Below are 21,124 nucleotides of genomic sequence, written 5' to 3'. Positions count from 1 at the left end.
ACGGGGAGAAGCTGCATGGGCTTTAAACTTAAGAAGAAAAATACAGGCGAAAGCGCTGGCCGTAAAGGCGGAAATGCTTTAATAGCCAAGTTTCAATCACAAACAGAACAGTTATCGCGTGTATTTGGTGATAGTGAAAAGTCTAAGCCGCTCATTCTAGGCGCAGCCTTCTGTCTATTTGTCGCAATTTTCATTTTGCTTTACCTATTCTATAGTGTGCCGCGCAACAATGAATTGACGCGAAGCTTGGGTGAATTGCGTCTGCTGTCGCAAACAATTTCACGTCAAGCCACAGAAGCAACCGCTTCCGGTACGCCTGAGTCCATTAAAAAACTGACAGAATCTCAAAAATCTTTTGCTGAAAATTTAGAAGTAGTAAAAGATACGCATGCTTCAACTCAGGCGCTGAAATCTGTAGAAGCGCAGTGGAAGCAAGTTTCTGACAGCATTACCTTGATTTCATCACAGCAAAAAATCATTAACAAACTGTATGATACGAACATTGCGATTGGTGAAACCATTCCAGGTATTCAGGCTGAATACAACTTGATGGTTGACCAGATGGCGCGTCAGGATATGCCGTCGAACCAGGTTGTGATTGCCAAGAACCAGGTGTTCATTGCGGAACGTATCTTGCGTTCAATCAGTTCAGTCTTAACCGGCAACGAAAGCTCACGTGAATCAGCGGATGACTTCAGTGCCGATACTGAAACTTTCGGTTCATACTTGAATGCGCAGCTGAACGGCAGCGCGGAATTAGGTGTGGAGCGCCTTTCTGATCCGGCATTGCGCGAGTCTCTGACTGGCATCAAATCTGAATATGATGATGTATTGAAATCAGCATCAGCCATCATTCTGAAAAACTCAACGCAAATCGTTAAAGTGCGTCAAGCATCTGCTTCTATTTTTGCACAGTCAGATGAACTGCTGACCAATTTGAACAAGCTTTCAAGCGGTTCAAACTTGGCGATTGCGATTCCAGCGCTGTTCTTATTGCTGTGCTTGGTCGGCTTCTTGATCTGCGTATTCCGTTTGCTTGCACTGCGCGGCCAATCAGATAAGCAGCGCGTAACCCGCCTGCAGGATGAATATGACCGTAACCAAAATGCGATTTTGCGACTGCTGGATGAGATTGCGGACTTAGCGGACGGTGACTTGCGTTCATATGCAACCGTATCTGAAGACTTCACGGGTGCGATTGCCGACTCCATCAACTTCGCGATTGACCAGCTGCGTGACCTTGTATCGCGTATTACAGAAACATCGCAGGAAGTTGCGCAATATACGGCAAATACGCAGGGCATTACCAACCAGTTAGCCGAAGCATCTGAACATCAGGCGCAGGAAATTGCAGGCGCATCTGCCGCAATTAACGAAATGGCGGTGTCAATTGACCAAGTATCTGCCAACGCAGAAGAGTCAGCAGAGGTAGCGGAACGTTCAGTACAAATCGCTGCAAACGGCGCGCAAGTTGTAAACCGCTCAATTGAGGGTATGGACACGATTCGTGAACAGATCCAGGAAACATCGAAACGTATTAAGCGTTTGGGTGAATCTTCTCAAGAGATTGGTAACATCGTTGCCTTGATTAACGATATTGCCGACCAGACGAACATCTTGGCCTTGAACGCTGCAATTCAGGCGTCTATGGCGGGTGAAGCAGGCCGCGGTTTCGCCGTGGTAGCGGATGAGGTACAGCGTCTTGCGGAACGTTCAGCGTCTGCAACCAAACAGATCGAAGGCTTGGTAAAAACCATTCAGACCGATACCAACGAAGCGGTTATTTCCATGGAACAAACCACCTCGGAAGTTGTACGCGGTGCGAACTTGTCTAAGGATGCCGGTGTCGCGCTGGATGAAATTCAGAACGTATCGGGCAACTTGGCGAAACTGATTGCGAACATTTCTGATGCCGCGAAACTGCAGTCTGCATCTGCAGGCCATATTGCGACAACGATGAACGTTGTACAGGAAATTACCTCGCAAACCACCAGTGCAACCTTTGATACTGCACGTTCGGTATCTGAATTGGCAAACATGGCCGAATCATTACGTGAATCTGTATCTGACTTTAAACTTCCAGAATAAGTCAAAGGCTTAGGGGGATGCGCCTTGCTTCAGAGCAAGGCGCATCACAAAACACAGATAATGCCTCATCAAGATGAACTCTGCATAGAATAAGCCGGGTCTCGTGTGATGGTTACAATTAAGTTTGAGCACCCTGCTTGGTGGCAAAACGTAAGAAGCCTGAGCTATGAAAGAAATATTAAAAAATTTAGTAGAAACGACTACGCTTCCGGAAGATAGCTATCTAGATCAAGATGCAGAAATTTTAGAAATTTTTGTTGAAGAAATAGAAGAGATCTTTGCTGAATTAAATTCTTTATTTACGGGTTGGCTAGAAGAACCGAACAATCAAGAAACGCTGACTACGATTCGCCGTCATTTCCATACCTTAAAAGGGTCTGGCCGCATGGTGGGGGCTAAATCTGCCGGTGAAACGGCATGGGTTGTAGAAGACACGCTGAACCGTGTCCTTTCAGGCAGCATTACGCTGACGCCAGTGATCCAGAAATTTGCCCAAACGGTTTTAAATGTTTATCAATATAAACTTTACCCGCGGTTTAAAACAGTGGCAGAGCTGGATGTTGATTTGCGTCCGCTGGTGATGCTTGGACAGCAGCTGCAGCAAGGCTTAAGCCCTGAACCTGCATTGCAGGAATTGCTGGCGCTGGCGGATACGCTGAATTCAGAACAGGCTGTAACCGGTCTGGAATTGGCTGATGAACCGGCAGGCGCAGAAGCGGCCATTGCTGATCCGGCAGGCACTGAGGCTCCGGCTGCAAGTGATGACAGCTATATTGAAGAAACAGTGGCGATCTTTATTGAAGAAGCAGAAGAGCATCTGCATGCCATTGATCAGTTTCTGAAAACTGAAAATGAAAAACATCAAGATTACAATGGCCTGATCCGCGCGCTGCATACTTTGCGCGGCAGTTCATCCATGGCGCAAATTGATCAGATTTTTGAGGCCAGCTCAAAAGTTGAGAATCTGTTCAAGACGCTGCTGCAAGAAGACATTGTTTCGACTTCTAAAGAAACCGCTTTGCTGATTCAGTATGCTGAATTTGTGCGGGATTATCTGCTGACCATGCGTCAGGGCGCCAGCCATCAGCTGGATGCAATTTATGAGACATTCAATACCGCTTGGAATGATTACGGCTTTGCCGCTGAAGAAATCAGCGAAGATTTAAATCCGCAAGGCTTGGTGTCTAAGCTGATTGAGTTGAATATTGATCAGCTGCTGGATGCCGAATTTGAATTTGACAGCCGCGCGCAAGCGGAATTCCCCGATTATCTGCGTACTTTAAGCGCACAGTCGCAGCTGCTTTTAGAGCATACGGACAACCGCGCATCTGCAGGCATTCATGATTTCACCCAAGAATTAAAGTGCGGCTATGACGTGCTGGTGGAAAAACCGGAACTGCTGAATCTGAACTATGCTTTTGAGCTGTTTGCCCAAGCGCATCAAGAATTTATTCATTTATTCGATACATTGGCTGCAGGCCAGCGTGTTGTGCTGGGTGCGGAAGCGCAAAAGCTGCTGCATGAACTCACTGCATTTGTACAGCAGGATATCGAAGCGGCGGCGGTGCCGGCACAATCAGAGCCAGCTGCCATTATTTTAGCAGCATCGGCTGGCGTGGATTATGCGCAGCTCAGCCAGCGTATTGCCTCTGCACGCACGCAGAATGCGGAGCAGGCCAATACGGACTTTGATGAAGACTTGCTGGCGATTTTCCTGGAAGAAGCTGAGGAATTGCTGGCAGGCATTGATGCTGATTTGAGTACTTGGACGCAAGATCAAAGCAATATTGGCGCCTTGAACAACTTGATGCGTTATTTGCACACCCTGAAGGGCGGCGCAAACATGATTTCTGCATCGCATATCGGTTTGATTGCGCATGAGCTTGAATCCGTCTATGAACGCATTATCCGCAATCAAATTGCGGTTAACCCGGTATTAATTCGAATTATCCGCTTAGTTCAGGATGATGTTTCTGACCGTATTCAAACTATCCGTGATCAGGGTGTCGATTATCCTGGGGATGCAGTAATTGATATTGTTCAAAATATTCAATCGATTGCTGGCGGCAGTGCAATTGCCGCTGCTGCAGAAACTGCGCCAGTGTCTGAAGCAGCGCAAGCTGAAGCGGTTGAAGAAGAACTATCTGTACCAGCAGAAGAAGCAAAAATTGCAGAAGAGCGAAAACCTGAGGCGGTTGAAGGTGCTGCTGAAGACGCTTTGGGTGAGGTGGCGGCAGCAGAACAGCCGATTGCTGAGCCTGCTTCATCAGCGCTTTCTGATGAAGATGCCGCGCTGCGTTCAGTGGTTGAAGAAACCTTCTTGGAAGAAGCTGAAGAAGTTTTAATCCATACCGAAGCGCTTTTAACGCAATGGTTTGAACAGCGCAGCGACCGTAGCATCTTGCTTCAATTGCAGCGTGCAGCCCACAGTATTAAAGGCGGCGCGCGCATGGTGGAGAATGAGCCTGTTGCGGCGATTGCTTATCAGCTGGAAACCACCTTTGAACAATTTGCGGTTCATCATTTCAGTTCAAATGCCTACGATAATTTGCTGCAAACCACCGTCAGCTGGTTAAAGCAGGCAATCTTTGAAAAAGATTACAGCAATTTTGACAGCATTAAGTTCAGTCTGGATTCGATTGAATTTTCCAACGTCACAGCGCAGCTGCCGGACAACTTCAGCCGTTCTGCGCAAACGCCGGCAGTGCGCGGCTTTGAATTCATTCAGGGGGATGGCGTCGAGCCGCCTTCGATGCAGGGTGAATGGACAGATACGCTCAAGTCAGACAACAGCAATGAGATGATCCGTATTTCGGCAGATCTTGTTGAGAAAATGATTGACTTGGCGGGTGAAAACTCCATTAACCGTTCGCGTATTGAGATGGATCTGGGCCAGCTGGGCAATACCTTGAATGAAATGGAATTGGCTATTAAGCGTTTAGCGGATCAGCTGCGCCGAATGGACGGTGAACTTGAATCTCAGATTATTGCTAAACACGGCTCAGACCACTCACGCTATGCTGATTTTGACCCGCTGGAGATGGACCAATATTCATCATTGAATCAGCTCTCCAAATCACTTGCGGAATCTGCGTCGGATTTGGTCGATTTCAAGAGCACGCTGTCTGAAAAAATCCGTGATACGGAAGGCCTGCTGCTGCAGCAATCACGTATTCAGGCTGAAATTCAGGAAAGCTTGATGCGTACCCGTTTGGTGCCGTTTTCACGGATGCTGCCGCGTTTGCAGCGTATTGTGCGTCAAACTTCATCTACGTTAAACCGTCCTGCAGAATTGATTGTGCAGAATACCGAAGGCGAGCTGGACCGTACGATTCTGGAACGTTTGGTGACGCCTTTTGAGCATATGCTCCGAAATGCGATTGACCATGGCCTGGAAGATGCCGGCGACCGTTTAGAGCAGAATAAGCCTGCTGTCGGCAATATTGTCTTGAACATCAGCCGTCAAGGCACAGATGTCTTGGTTTCCTTCAGTGATGACGGTAAAGGCATTGACGAAGAGAAGATTAAAGCCAAGGCCTTGAGCCAAGGCTTGATCAAAGCCAATCAAGTGATGGAAAAGCAGGAAATCCTGCAGCTGATTTTCCATCCGGGCTTCAGTACTGCGCAATCGGTTACGCAAATTTCTGGACGCGGTGTCGGTCTGGATGTGGTGCAAAGTGAAATCAAGGCGCTGGGCGGCCATGTTATGGTGGAATCGGAACTGGGCAAGGGCACAACCTTTACCATCCGTGTGCCGACCACTGTGGCGGTCAGCGATGCCTTGATGGTGAAAGCCGGTGATCAGCAGTTTGCGATTTCCTTGGCGCAAATTGACCGTATTGTCCGTATTGCGCCTTCAGCGCTGGAAGATTATTTCAGCAGCAGAGCCGATACTTTCAAAATTGACAATACGCACTATAAGCTGCGCTATTTGTCTGAATTTGTCTCGAATCAGCCTGCACCGCGTTTGGGCCAAGTCGCGCACTCATTGCCAGTGCTGCTGATTAAAGGCAACAGCGGCCAGACCATTGCATTGCTGGTCGATCAGCTGATCGGTTCGCGTGCGCAGATTGTGGTGAAACCGATTGGCCAGCAATTCTCGAATGTTGGCGCCATTGCCGGCGCAACCATTCTGGGGGATGGCCAAGTCTGCTTGATTTTGGATGGACAGAACATTGCCCGCCAAATTCAAACCACGCAGCGTGTTTCGAACAATAAAGACCAGCGTGATCTTTCACGTCATGGCAATGCGCGCCGCTTAGTGATGATTGTCGATGACTCTGTGACTGTACGTAAAGTTACGTCGCGCCTGCTGGAACGCCAAGGGTTTGATGTGGTTACAGCAAAAGACGGTGTCGATGCCATGGAGCAGCTGGAGAACGTAAGACCGGATCTGATGCTGCTGGATATTGAAATGCCGCGTATGGATGGCTTTGAGGTGACGAACCTCGTGCGTCACCATGACATTCATCAGGACTTGCCGATTATCATGATTACATCGCGTACCGGCGAAAAACACCGCGAGCGCGCATTCAGCTTAGGCGTAACGCACTATATGGGCAAACCGTTCCAGGAAGCGGAACTGCTTGCCAATATTGAAAGTTTAATTGCAGAGAAACAGGGGTAATCGATGAGTCAGTCAGCTGTATCCAATGAGATTAGCCAGCAAGAGTTGCAGCATTTAATTACGGTTTCAACCGGATTTATTGATGCATATATTATTGATTGCCATGGCAAAGAGCCGATGCTGCTGCCGCAGAACATCGTTTTGTCAGCGCTGGATAGTGACACGCAAGTGTCCAGTGTGCAATGGCATGAATTGAAGCTGCCTGTTTATGCTGTTAATGAGCCTGCACAAAAGAATGGCGTAGCGCTGGTGCTTGAAGGTGAAGATGTGCATCAGCGTTTTGCTTTGATGTGCAATGAAATGCCGAAGTCTATCCGCCTGCGTATTTCTGAAATTGTAGACGAAGAACAGGTGCTGTCTGATCCGGCCATTTTCCAATATGTACGCATGAATGATCAGGTCTATCAGGTGCCGAATTTGACTTATATTCAGTCTTCTCTTGGCCTCTGAGCTTGCAATGCGTTTCAGCATTACATCATGCTGAAAAAAAAAAGGAACTCCGAGGAGTTCCTTTTTTATTCGGCGATCTTTTTAGTACGCCAGCAAGCCTTCTAAAATCTGCTCATAGATTTCAGATAACGGCTCTAAATCGGCGACATTGACGTGTTCATTCACTTGGTGGATGGTGGCATTCAATACGCCTAATTCCAGCACTTGCGCGCCTGTTGGCGCAATAAAGCGGCCGTCGGAAGTACCGCCGCTGGTTGATAATTCAGTTTCCACCCCAGTCACATTTAAAATGGCCGTTTTGGCCGCATTCACCAGCTCACCGACCGGTGTCAGGAAGGGCAAGCCAGACAGCGTCCATTCAATATCATAATCAACATGGTGGCGGTCTAAAATTTCCAGCGTGCGCGCTTTGAGTTCATCAGCCGTCACTTCCGTTGAATAGCGGAAATTAAACAATGATGTCATGGCGCCTGGAACGACATTGGTTGCCCCAGTGCCTGAGTTGATGTTGGAAATCTGGAATGAGGTTGCAGGGAAATATTCATTGCCATTGTCCCAAACAGTCTCACACAGTTCAGCAATGGCTTTTGATGCCGTATGAATTGGATTGACGGCCAGATGCGGATAGGCCACATGGCCCTGTTTGCCTTTTACGGTTAATTTGGCATTGAGCGAACCGCGGCGGCCATTTTTCACAATGTCGCCCAGCGTATTGGTGCTGGACGGTTCGCCGACCAGGCACCAGGTCATTTTTTCATTGCGGGCTTCTAATGTTTCAACAACTTTGACTGTGCCGTTAATGGACGGGCCTTCTTCATCTGAGGTAATCAGGAACGCAATTGAGCCTTTATGCTTGGGATGTTTATCGGTAAAGCGTTCAGATGCGATCACCATGGCGGCCAAAGCGGTTTTCATATCCGCGCTGCCGCGGCCATAGAGTTTGCCGTCACGGATTTCCGGCGCAAACGGATCTGAACCCCAAGCCTCCAAACTGCCGGTCGGCACGACATCGGTATGGCCGGCAAAACAGAACACCGGTGATTCAGTGCCGCGGCGCGCCCATAGATTATCAACATCTTCAAAACGCATATGCTCAATAGAGAAGCCTGCTTTTTCCAAACGGTCTGCCATAATGGTTTGGCAAGTATGGTCGACAGGGGTAACTGAGGGCTGGCGTAACAGCTCCAGGCTGAGATCGAGGGTCGCGGATGAAGTCATGCTGAATCTAAAAGTCTTCTAAAATGTCAGAATATAATAGGTGAATCAGCAAAATAAAGGAAAATTTAAACGTAAAAAAACCCTATCGGCCGATAAGGTTTTTAATGCGCGGGAGAAATTACATTTTGTTTTCTGTTTTTTCAGCAGTATTGGTGACCGCATCGCCTGCTTTAGAAACGTCTTTGCCAAAGCCTTTGAATGTATTGCAGCCGGTTAAAGCAAAAGCCACAATCAGTGAAGCTGCTAGAATTTTTTTCATCATCATCTCCATTGTTCTGAATAATAAAATTATTCTGATGTGAGATTTAGATTAAAAAATGAGCTGATTAAACTATATGCAGTTTTTATAGTGCTTATGTAATCAAATGTAAGATACTTGATTCCGCCTGATCATCTGTATGGATAAGTCAGCAGGCTGGGCTGGCGGTACATATAATAATGTTCCGCCTGAAGCGATTTATACAGCCCATCCGTCCACCATTTTGCGGCGGCGCTGCTGGCAGATGCATGGACGCAAATCCATTCATGACGCTGCACCCGATAAAACTGCTGTGCAGCTGGCGCAATATGATGCCCCCATATTCCAATCCTGCGCGCTGGGTTGACCCAGAGCGGCAGCGGCTGTTCGGCCGTATTTTCAGGCACATACAATTGGCCTTTGAGCACGCAGAAGCGCCGCTGAATGCCGTAATCCAGCGCATCGGAAAATTGAAACTGCTGCTGTGTGAAATGATGCAGTTTCCGGCTTAGGGTGTCGCTGCGGTTAAGTCCATACCAAAAGGGCAGGGAAAAATCCCGTTCCGCCAAATAGTATTTCAGCGCGGCTTCCCAGTGTTCAATTTCGCCGCTTTCATGATTGCGCAGCAGAAAGTCCAGTTCGCCTAAGGTACGTGCGCCGTCAATTTTCTGGATGCTGTGCCCAAGCAGTTCATAAGGATGATATTGCTGGTCCAGCAGCCAAAACCAGAGAAACATTTCGAAGCGCAAACCGAGGCGGGTGCTTTTTAATTTTTGCAAAAAATGGATCAATTCATCAGGATGCTGATCCAAATGCTGCAGGCGCGGCCAATAGCGTGTTAAGTGCTCACGCCAGACGCTGTTTTCGTGCAGGTGAAAGGCATGGGTAATGGGCAGCTCAGCGGGCAGGCTTTGCAGAATGTTGGGGCTGCCAATGCAGAACGCCAGCTGGCGTACAAAGGGATGCGACAGCGCCAGCCAGCGTTCGTCAAACTCAAGATCTAAATAATGCAGGTGCATGCGCCGCCCAAAAAGTTCAAAATAACAAAGTGCAGAATAACCGCGGATAATGTGCAAAAACACTTTATACTACCCTAATTCTGAAATTCGGGCTGTGGTATGAAGACGTTGTTTTGGCGAAGCCTTGTGGTGATTTTTGTCATACTGGGTTTTATAGGCGCGCTGTTGCCGGGCATGCCAACAACGGTTTTTCTGATATTAGCCGCTTGGGCGGCCTCCAGAGGCTGGCCGCAAATGGATGAATGGCTGCTGAATCATCCTAAATACGGCTCCACACTGCGGGCTTGGCGTGAAAACGGCACAGTGCCGCGCAAGGCAAAATGGATTGCCAGCGTGATGATGCTGATCAGCGGCATGATAATGCTGTTTACCAATGCGCCTATTTTGGTGAAAGTTTTTACTGACCTCACGATGCTGATTGTATCTGTATGGCTATGGATGCGTCCTGAACCAAGTCATGGCCCTGAATCCTGAAATCAGCCTGCGGGTGAAATTTTGACGGCAGAAAAACGGAGAAAAAAGAATGACAGAGCATGCACCGGATCAAGCCGATATTACGATTGATTTGAAGCGCCAAACGTTAAGCTTAAATAAGCTTAATAAGTTTTATGTGATTTCTACGGGAAAAAATGGCATAGGTGAAGCCGAGAACAGCGGAAAGACACCGCGCGGATGGCATACTGTTGCAGAGAAGTTTGGCGGCAGCTTGCCGCTCAATTCCGTGTTTATTGCGCGCCAGCCGACTGGTGAAATTTACAGCGCTGATTTGGCGGCGCAGCATCCGGAGCGGGATTGGATTTTATCGCGCATATTGTGGCTCCGCGGTTTGGAGCCGGATTTTAATCTGGGCGAGGGCTGTGATACCTATAAACGGTACATTTATATACACGGCACGCCGGATGCTGAACCGATGGGCATTCCGATGTCGCATGGCTGCATCCGTATGCGGAACAGTGATATTGCAGAACTGTTTGATCTGGTTCCAGAGGGAGCACTGGTGCATATCACTGAATAAAAACAGCAGTATATGCGATGGTTTTCATGTGGAATTGCCTGCCGATGAACAGGCTGCATAAAAAGTTTGAAGTTTTTTTGATTCAAGCTAACAGCCTAAAAAGACATGACGGTTACATGATGATGATAATATTTTTTCAATTTGGCTTTGAATTGGAGCTAAAATAGGCAAACCGTCAAGATAGAGATGAAAAATCACCTGCTGCGTGAATGAAAAACTTTGGCCGAGCAGCTGTAAAAATGAGTTATGCATTTAAAAATTATACAAAAATGCAGTTTTTTACAGCATATCACCTATTTTTTAATCACTCGGGCTCAAAAAGTGGAAAACTCGCAGAAAAGCGTTTGACACTCGGTAAAGATTCTCTATAATGCACCTCATCAAACGATGAAGACGTTTAGAAAGGGCGCTTAGCTCAGTTGGTAGAGCGTCTGCCTTACAAGCAGAATGTCGGCGGTTCGATCCCGTCAGCGCCCACCAAGCTTTTTCAGCGTTAAGATTTTGAGTGCAGCGGTAGTTCAGTTGGTTAGAATACCGGCCTGTCACGCCGGGGGTCGCGGGTTCGAGTCCCGTCCGCTGCGCCACTTTAAATCTTAATATTCGTTTGAACCACAATAGCGACATTGTGTAAATGCAGCGGTAGTTCAGTTGGTTAGAATACCGGCCTGTCACGCCGGGGGTCGCGGGTTCGAGTCCCGTCCGCTGCGCCATTTATATGATCGGTCTTTTGAGGGCGCTTAGCTCAGTTGGTAGAGCGTCTGCCTTACAAGCAGAATGTCGGCGGTTCGATCCCGTCAGCGCCCACCAATTCTTTGTGATGCAGCGGTAGTTCAGTTGGTTAGAATACCGGCCTGTCACGCCGGGGGTCGCGGGTTCGAGTCCCGTCCGCTGCGCCATTTCAAAGAATACATGCAACAAACCCTTAAAGGGCGCTTAGCTCAGTTGGTAGAGCGTCTGCCTTACAAGCAGAATGTCGGCGGTTCGATCCCGTCAGCGCCCACCATATCTTTTAAGATATAAAGTGTGCTTCTTTAGTGAAGCGACGTGATGCAGCGGTAGTTCAGTTGGTTAGAATACCGGCCTGTCACGCCGGGGGTCGCGGGTTCGAGTCCCGTCCGCTGCGCCATTTATCTTAAGATGTCTTAAATTCCTGAGATTTAAGATGTTTCAAATACCAAGACTGCGCACTCCGTTTGTCTTGCGTCATAAAAACAACAGCGTTGTTTTTATTCCTCAGGGCGCTTAGCTCAGTTGGTAGAGCGTCTGCCTTACAAGCAGAATGTCGGCGGTTCGATCCCGTCAGCGCCCACCATATCTTCTGTTTCAAAAGCTTGCCTAATTTCTTATTTTTTCATAAAATTTGCAGACTATAATAATTTTAACAGCTGTATTTTAACTATGAGAAATCCATATCAGCGCAAGGCGGCGGCTAAATCTCAAACAACAACTTTCAGTCCGCAAGACATTTATAAGCAATTTATTGAAGCTCTGGTTGCGCAATCCGGTTTAATTGCGCTGTATCAGGATGGCTGGGCCTTATGCGCAACGCCAACAGGTCAAAAAGCATTTGCCGTATGGAAAAATAAAAGCCTGGCTAAACTGTTAATTAAAGATAATTGGGCGAATTACGAAACTCAGGACATCAGCCTGAAAGATTTCATTGAAAAAGTCATTCCATTTCTGCGCGAGCAGGATACAGCGATTTCTTTGGATTTAACGCCGGAAGGGCAGAATATTCTGGTGGCGCCGGAAAAGATGCTGCTCGACATTAAAAATTATTTATACCAAGTGTATGCGCAAAAGCCTGAAGTTTTTAAAGAGATGAATATCCCGCTGCCGCGCAGCATACGCCTGCATTAAGCCGCTGTGCATGGCCTCAAGTGGCTGTCATGCTCAGTATTCATTCAAGAGCCAGCCGCTGCCATAGGCAAAATATTCTCTCAGCCAATTGTTGTAGCGCATATACAGCGGGGTTGGCGCACTGATCCCATATAAATGCTGGTAACCCTGCCGTTTGCCAATCGCCAGTGCGCGCGCCAGATGAAAATCATTGGTCACTACGGCAATCGGCTGATCCAGCGGAATATGCAGTTGCAGCAGCAGCGCCTTGCAGTTTCGGAAATTTTCTTCTGTACTGGTGCTTTTGGCTTCCTGATAAATTCTTTGCGCATCAATTTGATGCGTATTGATTAAGTATTGAGCCATGACTTGCGCTTCTGACAGCGTGTCATTAAAACCGACACCGCCGGTCATGATCAGCGGGACATGAGGATAATGCGCCGCCGCTTCAGCTGCGGTATCCAAGCGCTGTTTCACAGCCGGTGTCGGCTGATCTTTATTGATGCCGCCGCCCAATACCATGATGGCTTTGACCTGCGGTGCATCTTGCAGCTGTGCGGTCTGCAACTGCATGTAGCCAAAGAAGGCCGCCAGGCTCAGCAGCCACAGCCCAAATATCCCCCAAGCCGCCCGCCAGCTGTATCTCAGCCAGCGGTGAGTTTGAATCGCGTGCTGTATCGGGCGCCAAAATAGCGCCAGCAGTATAAAAATGCTGCCGATGAGCAACGGCAGGGCAATGCCAAAATGGATTTTGCCGAAGCTCAGCAGCCAAATGCTGTCCGTAATCAGGAAGAGGCCGATTATCAAGAGCAGTGCTTTTTTCATTTGCATTCTGGTGTGGAGTAAAACGATTGAGCAGTCTACTGAATATTGGCGTATAAAAAAACCGAGCGGCAGCGCTCGGTTTTTTTTATTTGCTGTCGTGCTGAACACTAGGACAAGCAATTCAGCAAGACCGCATTGTGTGTTTTGGGGCTTAATAAACATCGCGGCGGTAGCGGCCGTCCTGTTTCAGCTGTTCTATGGCTGATTCACCTAAAATATCAACTAAGGCTTGATGCACATCGCTGGCCATGCCGTTAATGCTGCCGCAGACATAAATAGCGGCGCCTTGGCTGATCCAGGCTTGGAGTTCAGCAGCCTGTTCACGCAGTTTATGATGCACATAGACTTTTTCTGCTTGGTCGCGGGAGAAGGCCAAATCCAAGCGTTTCAGCATGCCGGTGCTTTGCCAGGCTTCAACCGTGCTTTGGAAAAAGAAGTCGTGTTCACGCTGGCGTTCGCCGAAAATCAGCCAATTGTCCGTATAGCTTGAGCGGATGCGCGCACTGAGCAGGCTCATTAAGCCGGCAATGCCTGTGCCGTTGCCGATGAGGATAACCGGACGGTTATCCGCAATCAAATGGAACGATTCATTGGTGCGGATGCGCAGGGCAATGCTGCTGCTGACCGCTGCATGCTGAGTCAGCCAGCCTGAACCTAAGCCGAGCTGTCCTTGAGCATTGGACTGCTGGCGAACCACTAAACGCAAAACTTGCTGTTCTGGAATGCTGGCGATCGAATATTCGCGGGAAGGCAGGATCGGCAGCTGCTCCAGCAAATGATCCAGATTGGCAAAAGGTTCAATCTCTGCTGTTAAATCACGGTTCCAGAGCATCTCTGTAATAGTTTGATCGGTAGATTTAAGCTGCGCCTGCGCATTGATGCTGTATTTGCTCAGGAATGCCTCAATGCGCGCAGCACTGTTGCCCGGCTGAATTTCGGCAATGTCACCGGCTTGCCAGTTCACATCATGATCGGCGGTAAATTCTAAATTAAACGCAGGCGCGCCAAAGCTATTCGGATTCAGCAGGCTGCGCTGTGTTAATGTCCATGCATCGAATGTCTTGTCGATATTCATGGCTTGCAGATCCAGTTTGGACACTTGGGCCAATGAGCTGTTCCATTGCTGAATGGCTGCCGGATTGCCATTATTGACTTCAATCACATCAAACCATGCAGCGGCGCCATTGCTTTCAAGCCAGGCCTGAATGCGGTGGCCAAAAGCGCAGTAGGTGTCTGGATATTCCTGAGAGCCTAAGGCCAGTACCGCAAATTTTAGATGGCTGAGGCTGATCGGCTGCGCCATCAATTTTTTCTCAAACACTGAAGCCAAGTCAGGCGCTTCGCCTGTGCCATAAGTGCTGGCGACAAACAGCAGCTGTGTGGCTGTGTTTAAATCGCTTGCAGTCAGCTGTTGCACAGATTTTACGCTGACCGGCTGGCGCGCTTCCTGCAGGCTGGTTGCCGTGCGCCAAGCCAGCTGCTCAGAAAGGCCGGTTTGTGAGGCATATACAATCAGCCAAGGCTGTGTGTTTGGATCCGCCGCGATTGGGCTGAGGCTGTTGCGCGCCTGCTGCGTCAGGCGTTTTTGCTTGCGGCGCTTCAGGTACAGCATCCAGCCAGTGACAAAGAACAGCGGCATAATCAAGGCGGCCAGCATCACTGCAAATTGATACACGGGGCCGAAGAAGCTGCCGCGGTGTACTGGCAGCATGCTGCTCATGATTTTTTCATTCAGCTTTTTGTCTTCGTACAGTTCCAGCTTCTTAATGCCGGATGCAGTGTAGTCATAGCTTGCTTTGTTGCGCGCGCGTTCATGCTGCGGCACAGCATCGACAAATTGAATCTCCAGCTCGCCATTGGCTTTTTTCGGAATATTGAAGGTTGCGCTTGAATATTCGCGGCCAATTTGCGCATTAAAGCCTGTCCAGCTTTGCGTCAAGGCGGTATTGATCTGTTCCGGGCTTAAACCTTTTTTAGTTTTGCCTTCTGCTTTTTCTGCGCCGCGTGCTTGATTTTCCGCAGGAGGCGCTGCGCTGCGCTGAGCGCCTTCATGGCCGGCACGGCCTTTGCCGCCTTCGGCTTGCATTTCCGGCTGCGGCCGGTCAACGCCTAAAACGCTATACATGCCGTCGCGCCACCAGCCGTATGACCAATACAGACCGGTAAAGGCGAGCAATAGGTAAAAAATAACCACCCAAGTGCCAACCACCGCGTGCAAATCCCACAGGAAGTTACGGCCTTTTAATTGCGGTTTGATCATCAGCCATTGTTTCAATGAATGCTTTTTCGGCCAGCGTAAGTATAAACCGCTCAAAATAAAATAGATGAGGATGAGCGTTGATGCGCCCGTCAGCTGCTTGCCAAACTCACCGACGGTTAAGTTGCGGTGCAGCTGCTGCACAAACTGGAAAAATTCCCGCCCTTTCACTTCCGGCAGCACAGCAGCGGTATAAGGGTTGATCATCATGTTGTAGCCCTTGCGCGCGCCTTCTTTCACGATATTGATGGAAGACGACTCGGTTGGCGCGTGGGCGATGGTGATGCTGTTGATTTTGATGCTTGGATCAGTCTGCTGAAAGTGCTGATAGATTTGGGCAGGGGTTAATTTTTCTTTTGCTTCAGCTTGAACTGTATAGCTTTCAGGATTCAGCCATTTTTGAATCGGCTGTTCATAGGAATAAATTGCGCCGGTAACGCCCATAAGGGAGAGGATTAAACCTGCGCTGATTCCGAAAAACCAGTGAATTTGGAAGAGCGTTTTTTTAAACATGGCTTTTGATGTTTAGATGGATGGCAAGATGGTGCGCATTATAACCTGAGATTGCGTAGAGAGTATGTATCTAAAAGCAATATTTATTCTCATTCTCATTATTAATTAGAGTGGCGCTGGGGTGTAAAAAAAGCCTCCAAGGCTGGAGGCTTTTAATATCGGATAAGACAGCGTCAGCCGATTAAACTGATTTTGGCTCGCCGACAGTTTCAGTCAAATGCTTGCGGATTGTCGCAAAAGGGAAGTTCTTGCTGTCCAAGCGTTTTGGCAGAATGTATGCGCCTTGCTGGCCTTTGATTTTGAAGTTAATCAAAATGAATTCTGGCGTGCTGTACCATTCGTAAATGTCTTTCCAGCCGACAGTCATGTTGCCCATCTGCATGCCCATTTGCTGCTGCATGGAAATGCCGTGCGGCTGCACGCCAAGGCGGATGCCTTTAATTTCCTGAACAGGCGTTTCTTTCAGCTTGCGCTTGACATACCATTCGATGCCGAATTTGCGCGCAAGAAAATAGATCACCACGCAGACAATAGCCACCCAGCAGAACACGGTAGAATAGTTTTTGATGAACAGAATGCCCAGCAGTGAAAGGGCAATAATGGCGCCCATAATCAGCCAGGCTTTGGTGCCGATTTTATAGTTGCTGCGGGACAGCACCAGCTGGGCATTGCGCTGCTCTTCTTCAGAAATTTCATAAGCCACTGGCTGCAGGGTGTAAGCGTATAGGTTTTTCGCGGTCATGATTCAACTAACAAATTTCAAACTGCAAAAAGTTTAGCATTATTTACACCAATTCAGTGAGTATATTGTTCCAAAATCAGCCAAATTATAATGAACCCAATTCCGTCGCCTGCTGGTCATGATCATGGCTTAAATTCTGCTTTAAATGGCTGATTTGATCCAGAATGCTGAACATCAGCGACAGCTGCTGCAAAATAATCAATGATTTTTGGTCATCGTCACTATTTTGCGATAAGCGCTGGCGGATGGCTTGCAGCATATTGGTTGCGGTCAGATCCGGCACTTCATCGCGCAGCAGCGCGCCTTGAATGTCATCCAGCGCTTTATCCAGCAAATACAGCACTTCCTGATCCTGAATTTTTTCCCGGTGCGCGCCCAAGGCTGCAATATAGCTGATAAAGGTATGATTCAGGCAGAGGAATTCGAAAGCCTGCGTTTTTTGCGCAGGGTCAAAATCCGGTTCGGTGGCCAGGGTGGAAATAAGTGAAGCGACATCGGCATCGGTATTGTGCGCGGCGCGGCGCACCACACGGTAATTCAAGCCATTGTTGCGGCCATGCTTGTACTGTTCAACCACTTCGGCCAAATAGTCGCATTGCGCCTGCAATGAGCGTTTGATGGTGCGGGGTAAACGGCGGAATTTCCAGTCGGGAAAAATAAAGCTGACGCCAAACCAAGCCAGCGCGCAGCCAATCAAGGTGTCAATCATGCGCGGCATGGCAGCGGCAAAGCCCATGCCATCTAAATTGAAGTTGATCAGCGCCAAAATGGTGATAAAGGCGGTGGCTTGCGCATATTGCTTGCTTCGCAGTTCGAAAAACAGCACCCCGCTCAGAATCAGCAGCAGCAGCTGGCCTTCCACGGAAGGGATGAAGTACAAAATGGCATAGCCTAAAATAATCCCGACCAAGGTGCCGATGATCCGCAAATGCAGGCGGCGCTTGGTGGCGTTAAAGTTCGGCTGGCTGACAAAAAGCGCGGTCAGCAGAATCCAGTAGCCGTATTGAATATTGGTCAGCTGCACAAAGATATAGCCGATAAACAGCACGATCGAGACGCGCACCGCATGGCGGAACAGCACCGACTCTGGAGTTAAATGCTGTTTGATGCGGATGACGATATCATCCCAGCCTTTCAGGTCGTCATCTTTCAGCTGGTTTTCAATATGCTTGGCTTTATCAAAATTCATATGGCGCTCTGTTTCTACATTGCGCAGCTGTGAATCGACCGCTTTTAAATTTTGGTACAGTGAGAAGAGTGAGTTGACCCACACCTGATCATATTGCTGCTCAGCGCGCAGCTTTTCTAAAGAAAGCTTGAGGTTTTGAAAAGCATGCTTGAAGCGCTTGTTATGGTGATAGGGCTTGCGCTGATGAATGCTGATGCTCAGGTCTTTGCAGGCCTTGGCCTGTATGGATAAAATACGCTGGAAGCGGAACAGAATATCGCTGTGTTCAAAAATTTTGGACAGTTTTTGATAATCAATATGCGCAGAATCCGCCCGTTCATGGATATCCTGCGCCACAAAATAATACTGCAGGCTGCGGCGGGTATCGCGCTGGCCGCGGTCGCCTTTTAGACGGGTCAGCAGCGCGGTTTTCATGTCATTGAAGATGGTGATCAATTTGCCATTTTCCAAAGACAATTCAATCATGCTTTGCTGATAGCTGTCGGGGGTCATATCCACATCAAACAGATTGGATTTGGCGAACAGAAAATCTGCTAAAGCCGAATAGCACTGCGCCAATTTGTCCTGCACCTGGCGCACCGGAAATAGCAAAAAGCTGATGGTGGAAATAAGGCCGTACCAGGCTGCGCCAATCACTAAGAGGCCGGCCTGCATGTACCAGCCGTCAAAAAGGCTGACGCCGAGCATGGAGTATACAGAAATCACCAGGCAGCCATAGGAAATCGTGGCATAGCGCCGGCCGAGAGAGCCCAGCAGAATCAGGGCAATGCAGGAGACGATTAAGCCAATGGCAAACAGTATCGGATAAGGGAACAGCAAATAGATGGATACCGCAGTGACAAAGAAGCCAATATAGGTATAGATCAAATTCATGATGCGCACGGAGAAACGGTCATCAATATCGCTTAGGCCGGCAGCGACAACCCCTAACGTCAGCGGAATGGTATACAGCTGCTCTCCCATAAAATAGGGAACAAAAGCTGTGCCTGTAAACGCGATAATCATGCGGATGTTGTACATGAACGTGGTGTTGTAGGTCGCTTGTTTAAGCCGGGATAGCCAAGAGTTCAATTTTTATCCTTCGCTGTGGCCGCTGAGCAGCTGTATGAAATTCTGAATTGCGTGAATTTTCACTTTGAATATGCAGAAATAATACTATGACCTGTGTAAACTTGTCTGCATTCTCAGCATTTAGAAAAGAAATATCGCTATGCAGACCCAACACAGCAAAACGCAGTATTCCAGCGCATGGATCATGCTGCTGGCGCTGCTGACTTCGCTTGGCCCGCTGTCGATTGATATGTATTTGCCGGCGCTGCCGCAAATGGCGCATGATTTTGGCGTCAGCACGCAAATGATCGCCAATACATTGCCTGCTTATTTCCTTGGCCTAGCCATTGGTCAGCTCATTTATGGGCCTGTCAGTGACCGGATTGGGCGCAAATTGCCGCTGTATTTTGGCCTGTGCCTATATACTGCGGCCAGCCTGCTGTGCTTGATGGTGCAGGATGAATGGAGCCTGATTGCAGCGCGGGTGCTGCAGGCCTTAGGCGGCTGTGTCGGGGTTGTGATTGCCCGAGCGGCCATCCGCGACCGTTTGGATATGCATGCTTCTGCGCAGGCCTTTTCCAGCATGATGATTGTGATGGGGATTGCGCCGATTATTGCGCCCGCAGTCGGCTCTTTGATTTTGGAATTCTTCAGCTGGCATGCGGTATTTGCTGCGTTAAGCATGATGGGCGTGGTGTGCCTGTTTTGCGTGCATTTCTTTTTTCAGGAATCATTGCCTGCATCCAAACGCCTAAAGCTGAGTTTTCATCAAGTGGTGCTGCTGTATATCACGATTTTTAAAGATGCCAGCTTCCGCTGGCCGATGATGATCGGCTGTTTCTCGGGCGGGCTGTTGTTCTGCTATATCAGCTCATCGGCTGCAGTGCTGATGGACAGCTATGGCTTGACGCAGCAGCAATTTGCTTATGCTTTTGGCACGAATGCTTTTGGCATTATGCTGTTTTCGACTTTCAATAAGCATTTAATTGCCAAAACAGCGGTCATGCAGCGCTTGAAAATGGGCGCTTATATTCAGCTGCTGGGGGTGTGCATTTTGCTGGCAGGCGGCCTGATGGCGCATGCGCCGCTTGCCATGGTGATGGCCGGCATGTTTCTGACCGTGTCAGGCATTGGCTTTACTGGGCCAAATGCAATGGCCTTGGCAATGTCGCAGCAGGGCGCCCGCGCAGGCACCGCCAGTGCCGTGATGGGCAGCATGCAGTTTGCCTGCGGGCTTTTGGGCGGCTTGGTTTTGAATTTTATGCTGTGGAGCCCGCTGCTGAATATGGCTTGGGTGATGCTAATTTTTATGGCTATTGTGCTGTTGGCAATTTATCAAACAAAAATGACGGTAAACATGGCAGCCAAGTAATCTATCTTTGAATATATTTAAAGATTGATATGCATCCAAAGAACAGGCTGACGGGCGCATCAAACAATTTGCAATTTCTCAGCTGCTGCAGCACCATTTTTTTTCTTTTTCATCCTTTTGAATTTGCAGCAGGCTGTATCTCTTCTGCCATTTTCGCGGTACCGGTCGAGGCAGGAGGAAAACCATTGTGCAGGATAGCAGGGAAAGGTTTCCTAATAATTTTTGCCAATTGGGGATTTAAAAATAAAGCCGATTGCGCTGTGCAGGCTTTTTCAACCAGTACATCATGCGTGCCCTGCACGACATAAGCTTTCCATGGCGGCCTATTGGTGCCAGATAGCGAACGGCGGGCAACACGAAGGATCTCTGTCTGGGTTTCTTTATTTACAGATGTATATCAAAATGCGCGTACAGAATGGCAGGAGCGAATGACGCCATCTATCGCGCTTATGGTCTCTATGCTGTTCTGCCGCTGCAGATTCATGCAGTTCGCCTTGCGGATATTTTAATGTTCAGTCCAAATGTTTAACATTATTCTGTGTTTTGGAGCAGTGATTGTGTTAGAACCCATTTAAAGTGTCTATATTCTCACCAATAAAAATGTCTAGTTTATGATGGTTTTTATCACCATGGACTGGATATAAAATATAGATGCTGATCACTATGTCTGACAAAGAAATTC

At 48.4% G+C, this 21,124-nt stretch carries 15 protein-coding genes and 8 tRNA genes; 15 read left to right on the top strand and 8 right to left on the bottom strand.

The annotated features are described in order from the left end of the window. Positions 1-15 precede the first annotated feature (15 nt). The 3 genes from ACE3T3_RS10490 (at position 16) to ACE3T3_RS10480 (ending at position 7,165) form a co-directional block, all read left to right on the top strand. Positions 16-2,088 carry a methyl-accepting chemotaxis protein gene (locus ACE3T3_RS10490; RefSeq protein ID WP_374666658.1) on the top strand — a complete coding sequence of 691 codons (2,073 nt, stop codon included), beginning with the start codon at positions 16-18 and terminating at the stop codon, positions 2,086-2,088. 166 nt (positions 2,089-2,254) lie between these two features. Continuing rightward, complete coding sequence (locus tag ACE3T3_RS10485; RefSeq protein ID WP_374666656.1) at positions 2,255-6,715, top strand: Hpt domain-containing protein; 4,461 nt, start codon at positions 2,255-2,257, stop codon at positions 6,713-6,715. A 3-nt stretch (positions 6,716-6,718) separates the two neighbouring features. After that, a complete protein-coding gene (locus tag ACE3T3_RS10480; protein WP_374666654.1) occupies positions 6,719-7,165 on the top strand; it encodes a hypothetical protein in 447 nt (148 codons plus the stop codon). A gap of 81 nt (positions 7,166-7,246) precedes the next feature. On the opposite strand, the gene dapE is transcribed toward ACE3T3_RS10480, so the two are convergent. The 3 genes from dapE to ACE3T3_RS10465 form a co-directional block, all read right to left on the bottom strand. After that, positions 7,247-8,383 (bottom strand): succinyl-diaminopimelate desuccinylase, encoded by a 1,137-nt coding sequence (gene dapE, locus ACE3T3_RS10475; RefSeq protein WP_374666652.1) that lies wholly within the window; start codon positions 8,381-8,383, stop codon positions 7,247-7,249. Between the two features lie 118 nt (positions 8,384-8,501). Then, positions 8,502-8,645 carry an entericidin A/B family lipoprotein gene (locus ACE3T3_RS10470; RefSeq protein WP_099048129.1) on the bottom strand — a complete coding sequence of 48 codons (144 nt, stop codon included), beginning with the start codon at positions 8,643-8,645 and terminating at the stop codon, positions 8,502-8,504. A 128-nt stretch (positions 8,646-8,773) separates the two neighbouring features. Further along, complete coding sequence (locus tag ACE3T3_RS10465) at positions 8,774-9,640, bottom strand: DUF1853 family protein (protein WP_374666650.1); 867 nt, start codon at positions 9,638-9,640, stop codon at positions 8,774-8,776. Positions 9,641-9,739: 99 nt separating this feature from the next. Here ACE3T3_RS10465 and ACE3T3_RS10460 point away from each other — a divergent pair, with 99 nt between their 5' ends. The 11 genes from ACE3T3_RS10460 to ACE3T3_RS10410 all read left to right on the top strand — a co-directional run bounded on the left by ACE3T3_RS10460 (position 9,740) and on the right by ACE3T3_RS10410 (position 12,515). Next, positions 9,740-10,114, top strand: coding sequence for a YbaN family protein (locus ACE3T3_RS10460; protein ID WP_374666648.1), 375 nt, complete (start codon positions 9,740-9,742; stop codon positions 10,112-10,114). A gap of 49 nt (positions 10,115-10,163) precedes the next feature. Further along, entirely contained in the window at positions 10,164-10,655 is a 492-nt protein-coding gene (gene elsL, locus ACE3T3_RS10455) for a cell wall-recycling L,D-carboxypeptidase ElsL (RefSeq protein ID WP_374666646.1), read from the top strand. A gap of 404 nt (positions 10,656-11,059) precedes the next feature. Then, positions 11,060-11,135 (top strand) — tRNA-Val (locus tag ACE3T3_RS10450). A 27-nt stretch (positions 11,136-11,162) separates the two neighbouring features. Further along, positions 11,163-11,239: transfer RNA gene (locus ACE3T3_RS10445), tRNA-Asp, on the top strand. A 49-nt stretch (positions 11,240-11,288) separates the two neighbouring features. Then, positions 11,289-11,365: transfer RNA gene (locus tag ACE3T3_RS10440), tRNA-Asp, on the top strand. Between the two features lie 21 nt (positions 11,366-11,386). Beyond that, positions 11,387-11,462: transfer RNA gene (locus ACE3T3_RS10435), tRNA-Val, on the top strand. A gap of 12 nt (positions 11,463-11,474) precedes the next feature. Further along, positions 11,475-11,551: transfer RNA gene (locus ACE3T3_RS10430), tRNA-Asp, on the top strand. A 31-nt stretch (positions 11,552-11,582) separates the two neighbouring features. Then, positions 11,583-11,658, top strand: a tRNA-Val gene (locus tag ACE3T3_RS10425). Between the two features lie 46 nt (positions 11,659-11,704). Next, positions 11,705-11,781: transfer RNA gene (locus ACE3T3_RS10420), tRNA-Asp, on the top strand. Positions 11,782-11,891: 110 nt separating this feature from the next. After that, a tRNA-Val gene (locus ACE3T3_RS10415) sits at positions 11,892-11,967 on the top strand. An 86-nt stretch (positions 11,968-12,053) separates the two neighbouring features. Next, complete coding sequence (locus ACE3T3_RS10410; protein ID WP_374666644.1) at positions 12,054-12,515, top strand: DUF2750 domain-containing protein; 462 nt, start codon at positions 12,054-12,056, stop codon at positions 12,513-12,515. A 33-nt stretch (positions 12,516-12,548) separates the two neighbouring features. On the opposite strand, the gene ACE3T3_RS10405 is transcribed toward ACE3T3_RS10410, so the two are convergent. From ACE3T3_RS10405 to yccS, 4 genes are all read right to left on the bottom strand, one after another. Beyond that, positions 12,549-13,319 (bottom strand): YdcF family protein, encoded by a 771-nt coding sequence (locus ACE3T3_RS10405; RefSeq protein WP_374666642.1) that lies wholly within the window; start codon positions 13,317-13,319, stop codon positions 12,549-12,551. A gap of 151 nt (positions 13,320-13,470) precedes the next feature. Then, positions 13,471-16,089, bottom strand: a complete 2,619-nt coding sequence (locus ACE3T3_RS10400) for a PepSY domain-containing protein (protein ID WP_374666640.1) — start codon at positions 16,087-16,089, stop codon at positions 13,471-13,473. 181 nt (positions 16,090-16,270) lie between these two features. Further along, a complete protein-coding gene (locus ACE3T3_RS10395) occupies positions 16,271-16,831 on the bottom strand; it encodes a YcxB family protein (RefSeq protein WP_374666638.1) in 561 nt (186 codons plus the stop codon). Positions 16,832-16,916: 85 nt separating this feature from the next. After that, entirely contained in the window at positions 16,917-19,091 is a 2,175-nt protein-coding gene (gene yccS / locus ACE3T3_RS10390; RefSeq protein ID WP_374666636.1) for a YccS family putative transporter, read from the bottom strand. A gap of 139 nt (positions 19,092-19,230) precedes the next feature. Here yccS and ACE3T3_RS10385 point away from each other — a divergent pair, with 139 nt between their 5' ends. Then, positions 19,231-20,442, top strand: coding sequence for a multidrug effflux MFS transporter (locus ACE3T3_RS10385; protein WP_374666634.1), 1,212 nt, complete (start codon positions 19,231-19,233; stop codon positions 20,440-20,442). A gap of 109 nt (positions 20,443-20,551) precedes the next feature. On the opposite strand, the gene ACE3T3_RS10380 is transcribed toward ACE3T3_RS10385, so the two are convergent. Further along, entirely contained in the window at positions 20,552-20,743 is a 192-nt protein-coding gene (locus ACE3T3_RS10380) for a hypothetical protein (protein WP_374666632.1), read from the bottom strand. Between the last annotated feature and the right edge of the window lie 381 nt (positions 20,744-21,124).

This window comes from Acinetobacter sp. (genome assembly GCF_041919735.1).
Lineage (GTDB): Bacteria > Pseudomonadota > Gammaproteobacteria > Pseudomonadales > Moraxellaceae > Acinetobacter.
The sequence above is the reverse complement of the archived record's forward strand: the minus strand, read 5'-3'. Positions and strand labels throughout refer to the sequence as shown.